At 52.3% G+C, this 14,120-nt stretch carries 11 protein-coding genes; 6 read left to right on the forward strand and 5 right to left on the reverse strand.

Annotation, left to right across the window (positions count from 1 at the left end; genetic code table 11):
• Nucleotides 1-66: 66 nt before the first annotated feature.
• From cysS to EHSB41UT_RS15155, 4 genes are all read right to left on the reverse strand, one after another.
• Nucleotides 67-1,449, reverse strand: a complete 1,383-nt coding sequence (gene cysS / locus EHSB41UT_RS15140) for a cysteine--tRNA ligase (RefSeq protein WP_087111321.1) — start codon at nt 1,447-1,449, stop codon at nt 67-69.
• 181 nt (nt 1,450-1,630) lie between these two features.
• A complete protein-coding gene (locus tag EHSB41UT_RS15145; RefSeq protein ID WP_087111322.1) occupies nt 1,631-3,337 on the reverse strand; it encodes a glutamine--tRNA ligase/YqeY domain fusion protein in 1,707 nt (568 codons plus the stop codon).
• A gap of 521 nt (nt 3,338-3,858) precedes the next feature.
• Nucleotides 3,859-4,638: a metal-dependent hydrolase gene (locus EHSB41UT_RS15150; protein WP_087111324.1), complete on the reverse strand. Its 780-nt coding sequence runs from the start codon at nt 4,636-4,638 to the stop codon at nt 3,859-3,861.
• Nucleotides 4,631-5,143, reverse strand: coding sequence for a styrene oxide isomerase (locus EHSB41UT_RS15155; protein ID WP_087111326.1), 513 nt, complete (start codon nt 5,141-5,143; stop codon nt 4,631-4,633). The genes EHSB41UT_RS15150 and EHSB41UT_RS15155 overlap by 8 nt, the downstream gene beginning before the upstream one ends.
• A 147-nt stretch (nt 5,144-5,290) precedes the next feature.
• On the opposite strand from EHSB41UT_RS15155, the gene EHSB41UT_RS15160 reads away from it, so the two are divergent.
• The 4 genes from EHSB41UT_RS15160 to EHSB41UT_RS15180 all read left to right on the forward strand — a co-directional run bounded on the left by EHSB41UT_RS15160 (nt 5,291) and on the right by EHSB41UT_RS15180 (nt 10,410).
• Nucleotides 5,291-6,325, forward strand: coding sequence for an AraC family transcriptional regulator (locus EHSB41UT_RS15160; protein ID WP_165767282.1), 1,035 nt, complete (start codon nt 5,291-5,293; stop codon nt 6,323-6,325).
• Between the two features lie 190 nt (nt 6,326-6,515).
• Nucleotides 6,516-7,763 (forward strand): NRAMP family divalent metal transporter, encoded by a 1,248-nt coding sequence (locus tag EHSB41UT_RS15165; RefSeq protein WP_087111330.1) that lies wholly within the window; start codon nt 6,516-6,518, stop codon nt 7,761-7,763.
• A gap of 74 nt (nt 7,764-7,837) precedes the next feature.
• Complete coding sequence (yjjX, locus tag EHSB41UT_RS15170) at nt 7,838-8,374, forward strand: inosine/xanthosine triphosphatase (RefSeq protein WP_207626660.1); 537 nt, start codon at nt 7,838-7,840, stop codon at nt 8,372-8,374.
• 584 nt (nt 8,375-8,958) lie between these two features.
• The gene (locus EHSB41UT_RS15180; protein WP_087111334.1) at nt 8,959-10,410 is read left to right on the forward strand and encodes a hypothetical protein; all 1,452 of its coding nucleotides are present in this window, start codon (nt 8,959-8,961) and stop codon (nt 10,408-10,410) included.
• 61 nt (nt 10,411-10,471) lie between these two features.
• On the opposite strand, the gene udp is transcribed toward EHSB41UT_RS15180, so the two are convergent.
• Nucleotides 10,472-11,230: a uridine phosphorylase gene (udp, locus tag EHSB41UT_RS15185; protein ID WP_087111336.1), complete on the reverse strand. Its 759-nt coding sequence runs from the start codon at nt 11,228-11,230 to the stop codon at nt 10,472-10,474.
• Between the two features lie 235 nt (nt 11,231-11,465).
• On the opposite strand from udp, the gene EHSB41UT_RS15190 reads away from it, so the two are divergent.
• A complete protein-coding gene (locus EHSB41UT_RS15190; RefSeq protein ID WP_133060532.1) occupies nt 11,466-12,905 on the forward strand; it encodes a hypothetical protein in 1,440 nt (479 codons plus the stop codon).
• Nucleotides 12,906-13,003: 98 nt separating this feature from the next.
• Nucleotides 13,004-14,104, forward strand: coding sequence for a TraB/GumN family protein (locus EHSB41UT_RS15195; RefSeq protein ID WP_087111341.1), 1,101 nt, complete (start codon nt 13,004-13,006; stop codon nt 14,102-14,104).
• Nucleotides 14,105-14,120 lie beyond the last annotated feature (16 nt).

The raw sequence follows: 14,120 nt of genomic DNA on the forward strand, positions 1-14,120 counted from the left end.
ACTCGACAGGCTCCAAATGAAAAAAGCGCCCGAAGGCGCTTTTTTCATAGTACAGCAGTAGCAGACTTATCGCTCTATCTGCCAAGTTGTCCCTTCGCGGGTATCCTTCAGCTGAACACCCTGAGCAGCCAGCTCTTCACGCACACGGTCCGCCTCAGCAAAGTCTTTTGCTGCCTTGGCCGCCTTGCGCTTCTCGATCATCTCGAGAATCCAGGCTTCATCAACGTCACCACCAGACTTCAGAAAGGCGTCTGGATTGTCCTGCAGAATACCCAGCAGGCCACCCAGCTCCTTAACCAGAGCACCCAGGGCGGCAGCGTTGGCTTCGCCATCCTTGCGCGCCTTGTTCAGGTGACGCACCAGTTCAAACAGCACACCCAGCGCTTCCGGAGTATTGAAGTCATCTTCCATAGCCGCATGGAAACGCTCTTCGTAGCTGGTGCCACGCTCAGGCTCAACACCATCCAGATTCAGACCTTCCAGAGCGGTGTACAGACGCTCAAGGCGTACACCGGCTTCTTTCAGGCTGTCTTCGGAGTAGTTGATCGGGCTGCGGTACTGACTGGAGATCAGGAAGTAACGCACCACCTCCGCCGGATACTTTTCCAGCACTTCACGGATGGTGAAGAAGTTGCCCAGGCTCTTGGACATCTTCTCGTTATCCACCCGCACTGCACCGGCGTGCATCCAGGTATTCACGAAGGTCTTGCCATTGGCCGCTTCACTCTGGGCAATTTCGTTTTCATGGTGCGGGAACTTTAGATCCGGACCACCACCATGAATATCGAAAGTCTCACCCAGGCAGCACTTGCCCATGGCGGAGCACTCGATGTGCCAGCCCGGACGACCATTACCCCACGGAGACTCCCAGTAAGGTTCACCTTCTTTCGCGCCTTTCCAGAGCACGAAGTCGAGCGGGTCTTCCTTCATTTCGTCCACGCCGATACGGGCACCGGCCTGCAGCTCTTCCAGAATCTTGCCGGACAGCTTGCCGTAACCGTCGAACTTGTGAACGCGGTAGTAAACATCACCGTTACCCGGTGCGTAGGCGTAGCCTTTTTCGATCAGGGTGCTGATCATGTCCTGCATTTCAGCGATATAAGCCGTTGCCTTTGGCTCCGCATCTGGCGGCAGTACGCCCAGCTCGCCGGAGTCCTTGTGCATTTCTGCGATCATGCGCTCGGTCAGAGCGGTGAAGGTTTCACCGTTCTCATTGGCGCGTTTGATGATCTTGTCGTCCACATCAGTAATGTTGCGAACGTAAGTCACCTTGTAGCCTTTGGCGCGCAGGTAACGGGTCACCACATCAAAGGACACCAGCACCCGGGCATGGCCAATATGGCAGAGGTCGTATACGGTCATACCGCACACATACATACGCACTTCGCCTTCATGGATAGGCTTGAAGACTTCTTTTTTACGGGTCAGGGTGTTGTAAATCTGTAACACGTCAGCTGTCCTTTTGTTTTGGTCCTGCGATCATCAGAAACCGCTGCAGGAATCAGATAACTGCTTTCCGTCCTCCAGAGCTGTCCCTGCTCTGAGGGACTCTCAGGCCATCCATGGCCTTTGAAAGCAGCAATCTGAACCTGCGCTGTCACATCTGCGATAATCGCCCGGACATGCTGTTTTACTGGTTACCGGCTTTGCCAGCCCAGGTATCTTTCAGACCGATGGTCAGGTTAAACACCGGCTTCTCCGGAGTGTGATCAAAACGGTCAGCCACAAAGTAACCTTCACGCTCAAACTGGAAGCCCTGCTCCGGTGCCGCATTCGCCAGGCTTGGCTCAACCCAGGCTGTCTTCACAGACAGGGAGTTCGGGTTGATATGGGTCAGGAAATCTTCCTCACCACGGTCTGGTGCTTCATGGTTGAACAGGCGATCGTACATACGCAATTCAGCTTCAGTACCATGGCTGGCGGATACCCAGTGGATTACGCCACGTGGCTTCACGTCTTCCGGTGGGTTTTCACCAACAGTGCCCGGCACATAGCTGCAGCGAATCTCAACGATCTCACCGTTATCGTCTTTGATGGTCTCTTCGTGCTTGATCACATAAGTACTGCGCAGACGAATGTATTCACCGGTGACCAGACGCTTGAACTTCTTGCGGGACAAAGTGTTGTCTTCATTGAAGTCTTCGCGGTCGATGTACAGCTCACGGGTAAATGGCAGCACACGCTCACCCAGCTCCGGCTTATTCGGATGGGCCGCTGCGGTCATATCCTGCACTTCGCCTTCTGCCATATTGGTGATCACAACCTTCAGCGGGTCGAGAACAGCCATGGCACGGGCGGCATTGTTGTTCAGATCGTCACGGATCGCGTGCTCGAGCATGGAGAAGTCAGCGATACCATCAGTACGGCTTACACCCACCATCTCGGAGAACTTGCGGATGGAAGTCGGGGTGTAACCACGACGGCGCATACCGGAAACGGTTGGCATACGCGGGTCATCCCAACCATCAACAACCTTCTCATCAACCAGACGCTTCAGCTTACGCTTGGAAGTCACCACATAGTTCAGGTTGGTACGAGCGAACTCATACTGGCGCGGACGAGCTGGGACCGGCAGGTTGTCCAGGAACCATTCATACAGTGGCTTGTGATCTTCAAACTCCAGAGTACAGATGGAGTGAGTCACGCCTTCAATGGCATCTTCCTGACCGTGGGCAAAGTCGTAGCTTGGGTAAATGCACCACTTATCACCGGTCTGGTGGTGAGGCACCTTGCGGATACGGTACAGCACCGGATCACGCATATTCATGTTGCCGCTCTGCATATCGATCTTGGCGCGCAGGCAGGCTTTGCCTTCGTCATATTTGCCAAGACGCATATTTTCAAATTCGGCCAGGTTCTCGTCCACGGACTTATCACGCCATGGGCTGTTTACGCCCGGCTTGGTGAAGTTGCCCTTGGTTTCGCGCATGGTTTCCGCATCCTGGAAATCCACATACGCCTTACCTTCACGAATCAGGTGCAGAGCCCACTCATAAAACGTATCGAAATAGCTGGAGGCGTAGCGCACATCGCCGGACCAGTTAAAGCCCAGCCACTTAACGTCTTCCTGGATCGCATCAACGTACACCTGCTCTTCCTTCTCAGGGTTGGTGTCGTCAAAACGCAGGTTGCACTCACCGTTGTAGGTTTCCGCCAGACCGAAGTTCAGGCAGATAGAGGTGGCGTGGCCCAGGTGCAGGAAGCCGTTTGGCTCCGGCGGGAAACGAGTAATGATCTTGCCGTTAGGCACTTTGCCTTCTGCCAGATCACGGTCAATGATCTGCTCAAGAAAGTTCTTCGGCTTGCCAGCCGCTTTTGGGGATTCTGAATTGCTCATGGATAATTAGCCAGAACGCTTAATAAAGAAGGAACCGTTGCTCACAGCCCTTGGTAAATTAGTCTATAGCTTAGCTCTACTTTGCTGACCGTTTTTTAGGATCCGGTGCGGCTTTCATCTTTCGGCTGCACACTGCAAAGCAGTCAGTGAATGCTCAGGCGCACTGCATTCCACATTGCTGTTGCTGTCGACATTGACTGTCGGATGGGGAGCAACAGGAAATATTTAATAGCTCTGCACTGGTTTCAAACCATGCAGGTGTCAGCGTACTGACCGGCGCCTCGCGCATCATGGTAACCCTTTCCTTGTAGATATCTCCCAGCTTCAAATGAAGGGGAGTCTGGCTTACAGTTAATCAACCGGAGAATTCAACCCAATTGACCACTATAAACTGAAATTGCTTATTGACGTGGGAGATTATCACTTTCCGGCAGGCAGGTACAATTACAAGCGCAACAAGAGCATCAAGAACGCCCCGATAGCAGCACACCGCTGCTATCGAGCATCCAAGCCAAGACAAATCAGGAGAATTTCTCCAGCAATCGGTTGATTGCCGGATCAATTTTAAGCTTACGGGGTGAATACCAGGGAGGCACAGTTTTCAGATAATGGCGTAGCAGTGACCAGAAGTACTGCTTAAATACCGACTTTTCATCCCCTGGAAAGTCATACTCTTCCATAAAACACCGGCCAAACCGAACAATATATTTCAGCAGATGCAGCTGGGCATAGGTGGAGAAAGTAATCCTGTGCAGCCAGTGACCTTTAAACCCATGGTAGACATCGTAAGCAACCGTACGGTGTTCAACCTCTTCCGCCAGGTGCCACTCAATCAACTCTCGCCAACCATCAGTCAAACCCTCAAACGTACGATGCTGAAAAGCCCACAGGCCGATAGCACAGGTAACAGACTCAAAACCTTCACCATAAGCCAGGTTAAAATTCAAAGAGCGGGTATTCAGAAAACGGCGATAATCTTCGGCCATTTGATCATTGATGGCCTTCACTCTCTCACGCCCCTTTTCACTCATCCGCGCCAGCAGGATTTCATTGAGCTGCTCATGCCCCTTGGTATGAGCAGCTTCCTGCTGGGAAAAAGTCAGCAAATCATCCAACACCTGCGGGTCTTTGATCTCCGCCTTGGCCCGACTCATCATACGAATCAGATAGCGCTCAATATTGGGGGCAATAAAGGTCACTGCACTGGTAAACGCCGCATAATATTTATCCTTGAGATCCGGCATCACTGCCAGCTCAGTAGGAAAGTCAAAGGCGGGCTTGCGAACAGTCATCTCAGTCATGACTCACACCTCCCAGCTTCAGCGCCTGTCGGGCCAGCAGAATCATTTTTATCACGGCATAGGCCGTCACCAGCATGGCGGCAAAGGCCGGCCACATGGCCAGGCCATCAAAGAAATTTCCCTCACCAAATCGTTCACTCTCCAGTGCCAGTCCACGGTTGGTACCCCAGATACGGGCAAAGTAGAAAATAATATTGCCCCAGACGGTGAAGATAAGAGCATTGCAGACACGCCGGGCTGAAACACCGTCCGCCTTTACCACCCCAAAAGCCAGCGGCAGGGCAATGCACAATAGACCATTGGTAATCGAGCCCACATGGGCAGCCCGCCACAGAGAAACATCGCCAGGCATATCAACGGGAATAGACACCCATGGCCAGATGGCGATCTCCCCCAGAGCGCTATAGGTTAATGCCACCCCGGCCAGTAAACCGAGAAAAATGCCAAGGCTGCCATGGATAACCGCCCTTAGCTGTTGCTTGTATATTGCTTCCTGACCACTCATGTCGGTACTCCGTTGTTCTTATAAACATCACTGTACCCTGCTATCTGTCAGAAACCGTTTTCACTGACTGCCGAAAAAACAGTCATTAATTGACAACCTGCCCCATATTGATACGGTTTAAACCATCGCCGAAAAATAATGACAACAATGCTGGGCACATCTACCTGCGCTACTGCGTATATCAAAATCTTTCTGACCATGAGCGGATTGCCTGAAGAGCAATTACTGGCGGGAACCAGGCTAACCCGAGCCCAACTGGATCGACTGGAGTACATCAATCTGGCGGACCATATCGCCATTATGAATAACCTTGATCACCACAGTGATGATCGAGCCTGGTCCGTTCATCTGGGCAGCCAAATCCATATCACCAGCCACGGCCCGCTCGGATTTGCCGCCATGAGCGCGCCGACTCTGGGCGAAGCTTTGATGGTCATGATGGATTACCACACCATTCGCACGGATAGCTTTCATGGATGTATGCGACAGGAAGGCGAGTATTGGCAGTTTGAGTGCCAGGACCTCAGCGGCAGTGAACCCTATGGCCGCCGGCTGACCGAGAGCGTCATTCGTATTCTGCAACTACTGATTGAAACAGTTCTAGGTCACGCCACCGGAGAGCATCTGAAAATCTGCTTTCGTTATGATCAGCCGAGCCATCACAGAGAGTTGGAACAGGCCTATGGCTGCTCATGTTATTACCAGCAGCGCTTTAACGGCTTTCGTTTCCCCAAAACCTGGTGGCCACTGCCATCACCGCTTTATGATGAAAACAGCTACCGACAGAATCTGGCCAACTGTCAAACCCTGCTGGCCCGTAAAACCCGGGGCAACAGCCCAGCGGAAGCGGTTCGGAATATATTGTCTGCCCATTTTGAACAGACAATGATTAATGCACCAGCCAGTAACATTCCGAATCTGGAACAGATTGCCGGACAGATAAATATCAGCACCCGCACCCTGATCCGCCATCTAAAAAAAGAGCAGACTTCGTATAAAAAACTGCTGGAAGAGCTGCGCCAACACTTTGCCCTTCAGCTATTGAGAAAAACCGGACTGACCGTTTCAGAGATAAGCTTTCGACTGGGATATCATGAACCAGCAAACTTCGGACGAGCATTTCGCGCCTGGTTTGCAACAACACCTGCGGCCTGGCGTAGAGCACTGAATACTGGAGACTAGGCACCCGAAAAATAAACGACAAAATTCTATAGACAACCCCAAAACCCGGCTGTATAGTCCGCGCCGTTTAAAGAGAGCGCAGCGCCGAAAGGCCCCTTCCTACTGCGGTTCTCTGTTAGAGCAACTGATTTATTTCAGTTGTTTTTGCTTTTTTTAAAAAGTAGGAACAACAGAAACATCAGGTTTGCCCATGTCATCTACTCTTTCTATTTTATCTGCACAAAAAAACGAAAACGTTACCGTGGATAAACGGGCTAAAGCCAGTACCAAGACCATTCTCAGCATTGCCTTCTTGATGGCGACCACCTCGGTAGGCCCGGGCTTTCTGACCCAGACCGCCGTATTTACCAACATCTACAAGATGGATATGGCGTTTCCGGTTCTGATCTCCGCCTTTATCACCTTCGGTATCGTGATGAACATCTGGCGGGTAACCGGCACCTCCGGCCTGCGCATTCAGGATCTGGCCAACCGCCTTGCCCCAGGCCTTGGCTATGTGATCGGTATCCTGCTGGCTCTGGGCGCAGTGGCCTTCAACTTCGGTAATGTCAGCGGCGCAGCTCTGGGTATTAATGTGCTGACCGGGGTTGATACCGTCTGGGGTGCACTGTTTACCGGCGTCCTCGGCTGCATCCTGTTTATGGCCCATAACGCCTCCCGTGGCATGGATGCCATGGCACGCTACCTCGGTCTGCTGATGATTGTGCTGATCGCCTATGTCGCCATGACCAACCTGCCACCCGTTGCAGAAACCCTGACCGCAGCCGTCTACCCATCCAGCTACGCCAGCCTGCTGCTGCCAACCCTGACCATCGTTGGCGGTGCCGTCGGCGGCTATTACACCGGCGCCCAGCGTCTGGTTGACCTGCAGTCCCAGGGCGGCAACGATATCGACACCATCAAGAAAGCAGCCTGGGCCGGCATCTCCATCGCAGTCGTCATCCGGGTGTTGCTGTTCCTGGCCGTGATCGGTGTCATCTCCACTGGTGTCGCTCTGGATAACAGCAACCCTGCCGCCAGCGCCTTCAAGCTCGGTGCCGGCTCTCTGGGTTACCACATCTTCGGCATCGTCCTGTTCGTCGCCTCCATCACCTCAGTGGTCGGCAACTCCTACATGGCGGTTTCGCTGGTCAAGACCCTGTTCCCCTTTGTCGCCCGCAACGAAAAAGCCAGCTGCGTGGCCTTTATCGTGGTCACCACACTGGGAACGGTCATGGTCAACATGCCGGTATTCCTGCTGATGCTCGCCGGTCTGGTCAACAGCATCATCCTGCCAGTGGTACTGGCTTCGGTACTGATGGCGGCCCGCCGCAAGGATATCGTGGGCGACTACAAACACCCGGCCTGGCTAACTGCGGTCGGTGCCCTGATCGTCATCGTCATGGCCGGTGCCAGCGTCTCCAACATCAGCAACTTCGCTGACAAATTCATCATCTGATAACATCGCTCACAACCTGACTGACAGCGGCAGCTCACCCCTGCCGCTGTATTTATTAAGCCCGGAGCCTCCCCTTGCCTGATAACAGCACTCTGCGCGTTTGCGTTGCCTCCCTGAACCCCGCCAAACTGGCCGCCGTTGAAAGCGCCTTTACCGAAGTCTTCACCAACCCAGTCTCTATAGAAGGTGTTGCCGTCAGCAGCGGTGTTCCCGACCAGCCGTTATCTAACGAAGAAACCCTGGCAGGCGCCCGTAACCGGGTTACCAATGCTGAGCAGGCCATGCCGGAAGCCGATTACTGGGTGGGCCTGGAAGCAGGGATCGAAGGCGAGCATACCTTTGCCTGGATGGTGATCAGCAATGGTAAGACCCGGGGTGAATCCCGCTCGGCCGCTTTACCCCTTCCACCAGCAGTACTGACCGGCATTGCCCAGGGCAAAGAGTTGGGGGATGTGATGGATGAACAGTTTGGCACGACCAATATCAAACAACAGGGTGGCGCTATCGGCCTGCTGACCGGCGGGCTTCTGTCCCGCTCCTCGGTTTACCATCAGGCGTTGATTCTGGCCTGCATTCCTTTTATCAACCCGGAACGCTTCCCAGCACATTAACATCAAATAAACGACAGTGGATTTGCCAGTTCCGAATCATCAACTAGTCTGGCTTGTTGATATAAAACGGGATAACGGATTTCGATCTGGCGTGAATGATAAAAAACAGACTGCCTCTACTCTGCCTTCTGCTCGTCTGGCCTCACTTCAGCCAAGCGACTCAGAAATTTTACTCGCACAACTTTCACAGCGTACTGCCCCAATTTCTGCTGGCGCGCTATGGCTGCACTCTCTGTGGTGATATTCCCAAAAACACACCACTGGTCTGCTCTGAAGATGGCTGCAATGTCGGAATCTGTCCCCAATGCTGGCGACCGACAATCACTTACGGCACCCCTCTTGATGGCTGCCTGCACAATGGTGCCAAGCCTCGCTTTCACAAGGGCACACACAGGCGAATCGCAGGGGAAAACCCTAGCAAAACAAGCACTGACGTCTGGCATAAACTACTCCGCAACTATCTACCCAAGTCTTACTATGACAAGCATGAGCATGCTTCTACCGACCAACCTAAACCTGTCCTCCTGTCAAAACCACGCCCCTCCAGCTGGGGAACCAGACATAGCCAACAGCCAGTTATCGCCGTGAAAACAGATTTTGCGGAGACTCTGAACGAAAAGCTCCAGGCACTCAGCCTTGAGAACAGCGCATCAGAATCGAAGCCAGAACCAGAACTGCAGCAGGAAACAGAGCCAGAGCAAACTAAAACAACCGAAGACTCTAACGAGGATATGCTCGATGACGAGCTTGCTATTCCCGGGCTCCCTCAACAGATCTTTCCCATTTACCAGCAGGCCATTCCTAGAAATACGATGGAATACCAGCAGGCTATCGACACCAATCTGGCCGGCCTTAAGGAAGAGCTTTTGTACGCTCATCCTTTTCTTGATGAAAAAATGCGACTGCATCAGGACAAGGCCATCATTGAAATCGAATCACAACTGAAAGACTTTTCCGAGGCCAAGGTTGATCTCTACACTCGCCGCAAAAAGAGTGAGCAGCTATACCTGCAATCCAGTCACAATCTGCGCTTTCTAAAAGAACAGCGTCTGGCCTATCAACTGAAAATCGAACCGGAGATACCACTTGGCGTGGGCGATCTGGTGGTCTTTGACAGCAAAAGCCGTTACGGCTCTATGGTGATCAGGGTCTCATCCCGAGGTGAGCAAATCCCCATGGGGCATGTAGCCATGGTGGTGGCCAACCCCCATAACAGCCATGACCCCGACCAGATTGAGCTGGTGACTGCCGAGGGAAATGGCGCCTGCGTCCGCACCCTGACCGGCATAATGGAGAACTATCAAGAGGAATACGCCAGTGCCTGGATTGTCCGACTGGACCGTAATCACGACGCCTTCGATGCAGCCGCCATCTACAGCAAAGCCCAAGAGCTGACCGAACTCACCAAGGAATACAATCTGCTGGGCGTGCTCGCCGGACTTGCCAAACTGACGTTTAAGATCGACATAACACCGACCAGCAGCAAGGATGAAAATACGCGGGTCTTTTGCTCCCAGGCGGTTGCCTGGGTACTCAGGGAGAGCGGCCTGCTCTATGCCGACACCAAAAGCCACGAAGTTGCCACCAGCTTTCTGCCCTATCTGAAAAGCTTAAACGGGGAGCATCTGTTTTCTGAACAGGCCTGGCATATTTCCCTCTATTTCAAGGAATACTACCCGGAATATGAAGGCAAAGTAGGTGCCTGTTCCCGGGCAGGCTCTCCCGGCCGGGTAGAACGCCGCACCCAACTGGCCACATCCCGCTCACAAACCTACGAAGACTCCCTGAAGAGAAAACACAGACACTCAAAGGAACTGCCTTCCTCCCGCCGTCATTCGCTTGTGGATACGCTGGGCACTCTGCGCAGTCGTGCGAGAAGAAGGAGCGTGGACCTGGAAGCTGTTGAGTCCATTCCGGCACCACCCATTTTTGCCCGGCAAACTTCAGAGCCGGTCACCGCAACACAAAGATCACTCAGCCAGCAGAGCAGTGGCAATTCACTGATGAACGCTAAAACGGCCCACAGCAAGTATTAAGAGGATGAATGCTTCTACCAGCAAGAACCGGCAGAAGCGTCAAGAAAGGACCAGAAAGGTATCAGGCCAACAGGTGGCGGGCGGCATCAACAACAATTTCAATCACACCGGATTCAGTATTCGCCATCAGCTGCGGATCAGGGATTTCCTGATGAGTCCGGTTCACAATAACGCCAGCCACACAGGCGGATTTCAGCCCCAGACTGGCACACATGGTCAACAGGGTAGCGGACTCCATTTCATAGTTGAGCACACCCAGACGCTGCCACTCTTTCATCGCGCCCTGATAATCACGAATCACGTAACCACTAAAGGTGTCGTAACGTTCCTGACCCGGATAGAAAGTATCGGAGGACGCGGTAATACCGGTATGGTAAGTCACACCTTTTGCCTTGGCTGCCTCAACCATAGCCGTGGTGCAGCCAAAATCAGGAACCGCCGGATATTCGATCGGTGCAAAGTGGCGACTGGCACCATCAAGGCGTACGGAACCGGTGGTCACAATAATATCGCCAACGGCAATATCTTCCTGAATCGCGCCAGTTGTTCCCACGCGCAAGAAGGTGCGAATGCCCAACTGGGCCAGTTCTTCTACCGCAATAGACGTCGAAGGACCACCAATACCGGTCGAGCAGACAATAACCGCCTTACTTCCGATAAAGCCACGCCAGATCGTGTATTCACGCTTGGTGCTCAAGTGCTCAGGGTTATCCATCAGGGAAGCGATGCGTTTTACCCGCTCAGGGTCGCCAGGCACAATCGCCAGCTCCGCGCCCTGCAGATCAGCTTTAACCAGGCCAAGGTGAAAGACATCAGACATTCTTAACTCTCCAGACAAATCCCGGTTAAGGGACAACACGTACAACAATGTGTATTCAGTGTTGCAGAGTACGACTATTTTTACGGCCTTGCCTGAAATTCTGAGGATTCGTAGATGTAGGTCAATTTTTAACCGACAGGGATTACACTTCCGTCAGTACCAATAACCAACCTGTCATTGGCCAACACCTGCCGCCTGACTAGTCTCATCCGGATCAATCACAGGGATGATGATCATGATAAAGGCGGCCAAACCGACCCTGGACAACTCGATTCTCGACTCATGTTTGGAGAAAGCCCTTCAACCGTCCACTCACTATCGCTTTCATCACCGCACTATTTCCATTGCGCCAATAGCAGAGTGCAACGAAGTCGGTGGCAAAATTTGCCAACCACCTAAAAGCGGCCAACGGACGACCAGAAAATATAAAGCTCAAAAGTCCTTAACCAAGAGGTCACTTCGCCGCCGCATGACCGGCCGAAACCATGCCACACCTTACAAGAAAACCAGGACACCACCGCCCTCTATGACCGAGGCCGAGAAAAAGGCATGCTTTGATCGCTTCATGACCTTTCTTTTACCCACCCTGTTTTCACATCAGGATCAAACAACTGACGATAAGAGCGCATTGCCAAGGCGAGCAACGCCACTCACCGCCACGCCCTTAAGGGACACGTTCACTGAGCTCAACACCATTGTTGAGGATCTCAACGATGCAGTGTCACACAAAACCATGCAACGTCTTCTTTTCTCTCTAACTGACACTCCTGAGATGATCTACACAAGAGTGGGCTGGCTGAGACAGGGAATTGTCAGCTATCACCTGGACGTGCCGGCACACCACCATTTCCTTCATCCACTGCTCAGCAGCCAAAGCCTGAACCGTGTTGAACAACTCTGGTTCGACCGTTTGAGTCCCGAACAAAAATCAGGGGCCATAAGAGGATTATTCGACACCGGCTATACCGAGATAAGACCCCAATGTCTGATATCTGCATGGATGAAGCGGCCACCATTAAAAGGTCAGCAGGAAGAGATCAATGGCAAGGTTTGCCGCCAGCAGGAGATTCGCATCCTGATCAACCGCCAACAAAAATCGACATTAATGACTGATGACGTCACGTCACCGACACTCTACCCCATGCGCCTGGGATTAACGGGTCAATGCTATGAAGCTATTCCCGCACGCAAAGACGCTCGGCTAGAGACCAATGACTTCAAAGATTGCGGAACTATAAAATTTACAGCAGAAGACACTCTTCTAGGCATTCTTGATCCGCTTCGCTCGCAGCGCCTGAAGAACTGGTTTGCTGATCAGGCTCCTGAACACCCAGTATGCTGGGATTTTGTTGAGCAGATTCAGTTCGGAAAAATGTCACTAAAAGATTCCATGCCGATCCTGCATACAGCATCCTATACCCAGATCAAAAACCACCTCGGTGTGCTGCCATTTTTCTATCCGATCTATCTGATCGCCGAAGGCAAACCAACCCACGCTGCCTTTTATCTTGGCCATGATCTGATCTTCTCACTGACCGGCCCCTGCCTGATGGCTCAGCAGCTACCCGATGCCATCGCGTATTATGATGGAGCGACCCAAAAACAAAATCATATCGGCATCATTCGATGCGAAGACTGGCCGAACTGGGATTCTGAGTCCTGGGAAGATTGTTAACCTCCTCTTCTCAGCCAAAAGCGCCTAACACCCCTGTCAGCCCATACTGATAGAAAACTTTATATGCTGGCTGTGTTTTTTTGCCCGAGATAAACGATATGCACGTATCGAGCCCCCCCAATACACCACGAGAGAAGAAAGCACCTCCCCATCCGCAGCCAATAACATCTGCCGCAAACGACTATGGGCAAGGATCAAGCCCAGGTGCTACTCCAAAAGTTGCGACGACACGCACTCTCAGCACACCCGGCTTATCTGCTGGAAATCATGATTGCCCTCCGGAGCAACTGACTGACTGCCATCAGGCACTAGAGCAACTGCAGCGCAACTGCCTTCAAGAGATCAAAATCATCCAGGGTCTCCGCGATACACGGCCACTGATGACTGCCAGCCAATCGGGCCATAATGGGTGCATCTACCTCTATGGTTCTATGCATTTCAGTGATGAAAAGGCTTTCCCTATCCCCACTTCAGTTCTGGAAAAGGCCAGAAACTCAGATACGCTGGCATTGGAAATCATCCCGGAAGAGCAAAAAAAAATCAGCCTAACCACCCCTCCTCCTGCGGAGCTCTATGGAATGGAGTGGTATCGCTGCCTGTCCGATAAAAGCAGAATCTGGTATCACGCTTACTGCCAACTGACTCGACTGCCTCACGATACGTGTAAGCATCAGCGCGATTCAGACGGCCTGTTAACCTGCATAGCCGTCGCCTGGCTTACATCCTTGGGAATAGAGGGTGAGAGCATGGATGATATTATGATCCGACACTGCCAACACCCAGACGGCCCACAATTGGCTTCACTGGAAGCCAATCCAACCGGACTGGCCCTCAGAGAGCAAGTGACAAAGTCCTTGTTCTTAACGCCGGAAGATCCAACTTTTACCAGCTTCTGGAATGAACAGATGGAAGATCTTCCAAGACTGCTGAAGGCATACACAACATTGATGGCCTGCAATAGGCAGGACATACTGAACCCGGAAAACGCGAAACACTCCGAGAGAGAACTGGATCTGAAAAGAAACCAAAATATGGTGGATGAGCTACTTGCTCTGCACAATAAACAACCCAATAAATCTATTTTCGTACTGGTTGGTGGCGTGCATCTTTTAGGGGAGAGCAATATGCTGACACTACTTAAGCAGCATGGCTGGACGATTGAAATATCTCAGCCGGGATTGAATGCATTGGATCAATAAATCGAAGACATAAAAA

Origin of the sequence: Parendozoicomonas haliclonae (assembly GCF_900174585.1) — a bacterium.
Classification (GTDB): domain Bacteria; phylum Pseudomonadota; class Gammaproteobacteria; order Pseudomonadales; family Endozoicomonadaceae; genus Sansalvadorimonas; species Sansalvadorimonas haliclonae.

Excerpts from the sequence above, each read along its gene's own strand:
- EHSB41UT_RS15145 (WP_087111322.1), bottom strand. The coding sequence starts at position 3,337 with ATGAGCAATTCAGAATCCCCAAAAGCGGCTGGCAAGCCGAAGAACTTT.
- EHSB41UT_RS15150 (WP_087111324.1), bottom strand. The coding sequence starts at position 4,638 with ATGACTGAGATGACTGTTCGCAAGCCCGCCTTTGACTTTCCTACTGAG.
- EHSB41UT_RS15155 (WP_087111326.1), bottom strand. The coding sequence starts at position 5,143 with ATGAGTGGTCAGGAAGCAATATACAAGCAACAGCTAAGGGCGGTTATC.
- EHSB41UT_RS15160 (WP_165767282.1), top strand. The coding sequence starts at position 5,291 with ATGCTGGGCACATCTACCTGCGCTACTGCGTATATCAAAATCTTTCTG.
- EHSB41UT_RS15165 (WP_087111330.1), top strand. The coding sequence starts at position 6,516 with ATGTCATCTACTCTTTCTATTTTATCTGCACAAAAAAACGAAAACGTT.
- udp (WP_087111336.1), bottom strand. The coding sequence starts at position 11,230 with ATGTCTGATGTCTTTCACCTTGGCCTGGTTAAAGCTGATCTGCAGGGC.
- EHSB41UT_RS15190 (WP_133060532.1), top strand. The coding sequence starts at position 11,466 with ATGATAAAGGCGGCCAAACCGACCCTGGACAACTCGATTCTCGACTCA.
- EHSB41UT_RS15195 (WP_087111341.1), top strand. The coding sequence starts at position 13,004 with ATGCACGTATCGAGCCCCCCCAATACACCACGAGAGAAGAAAGCACCT.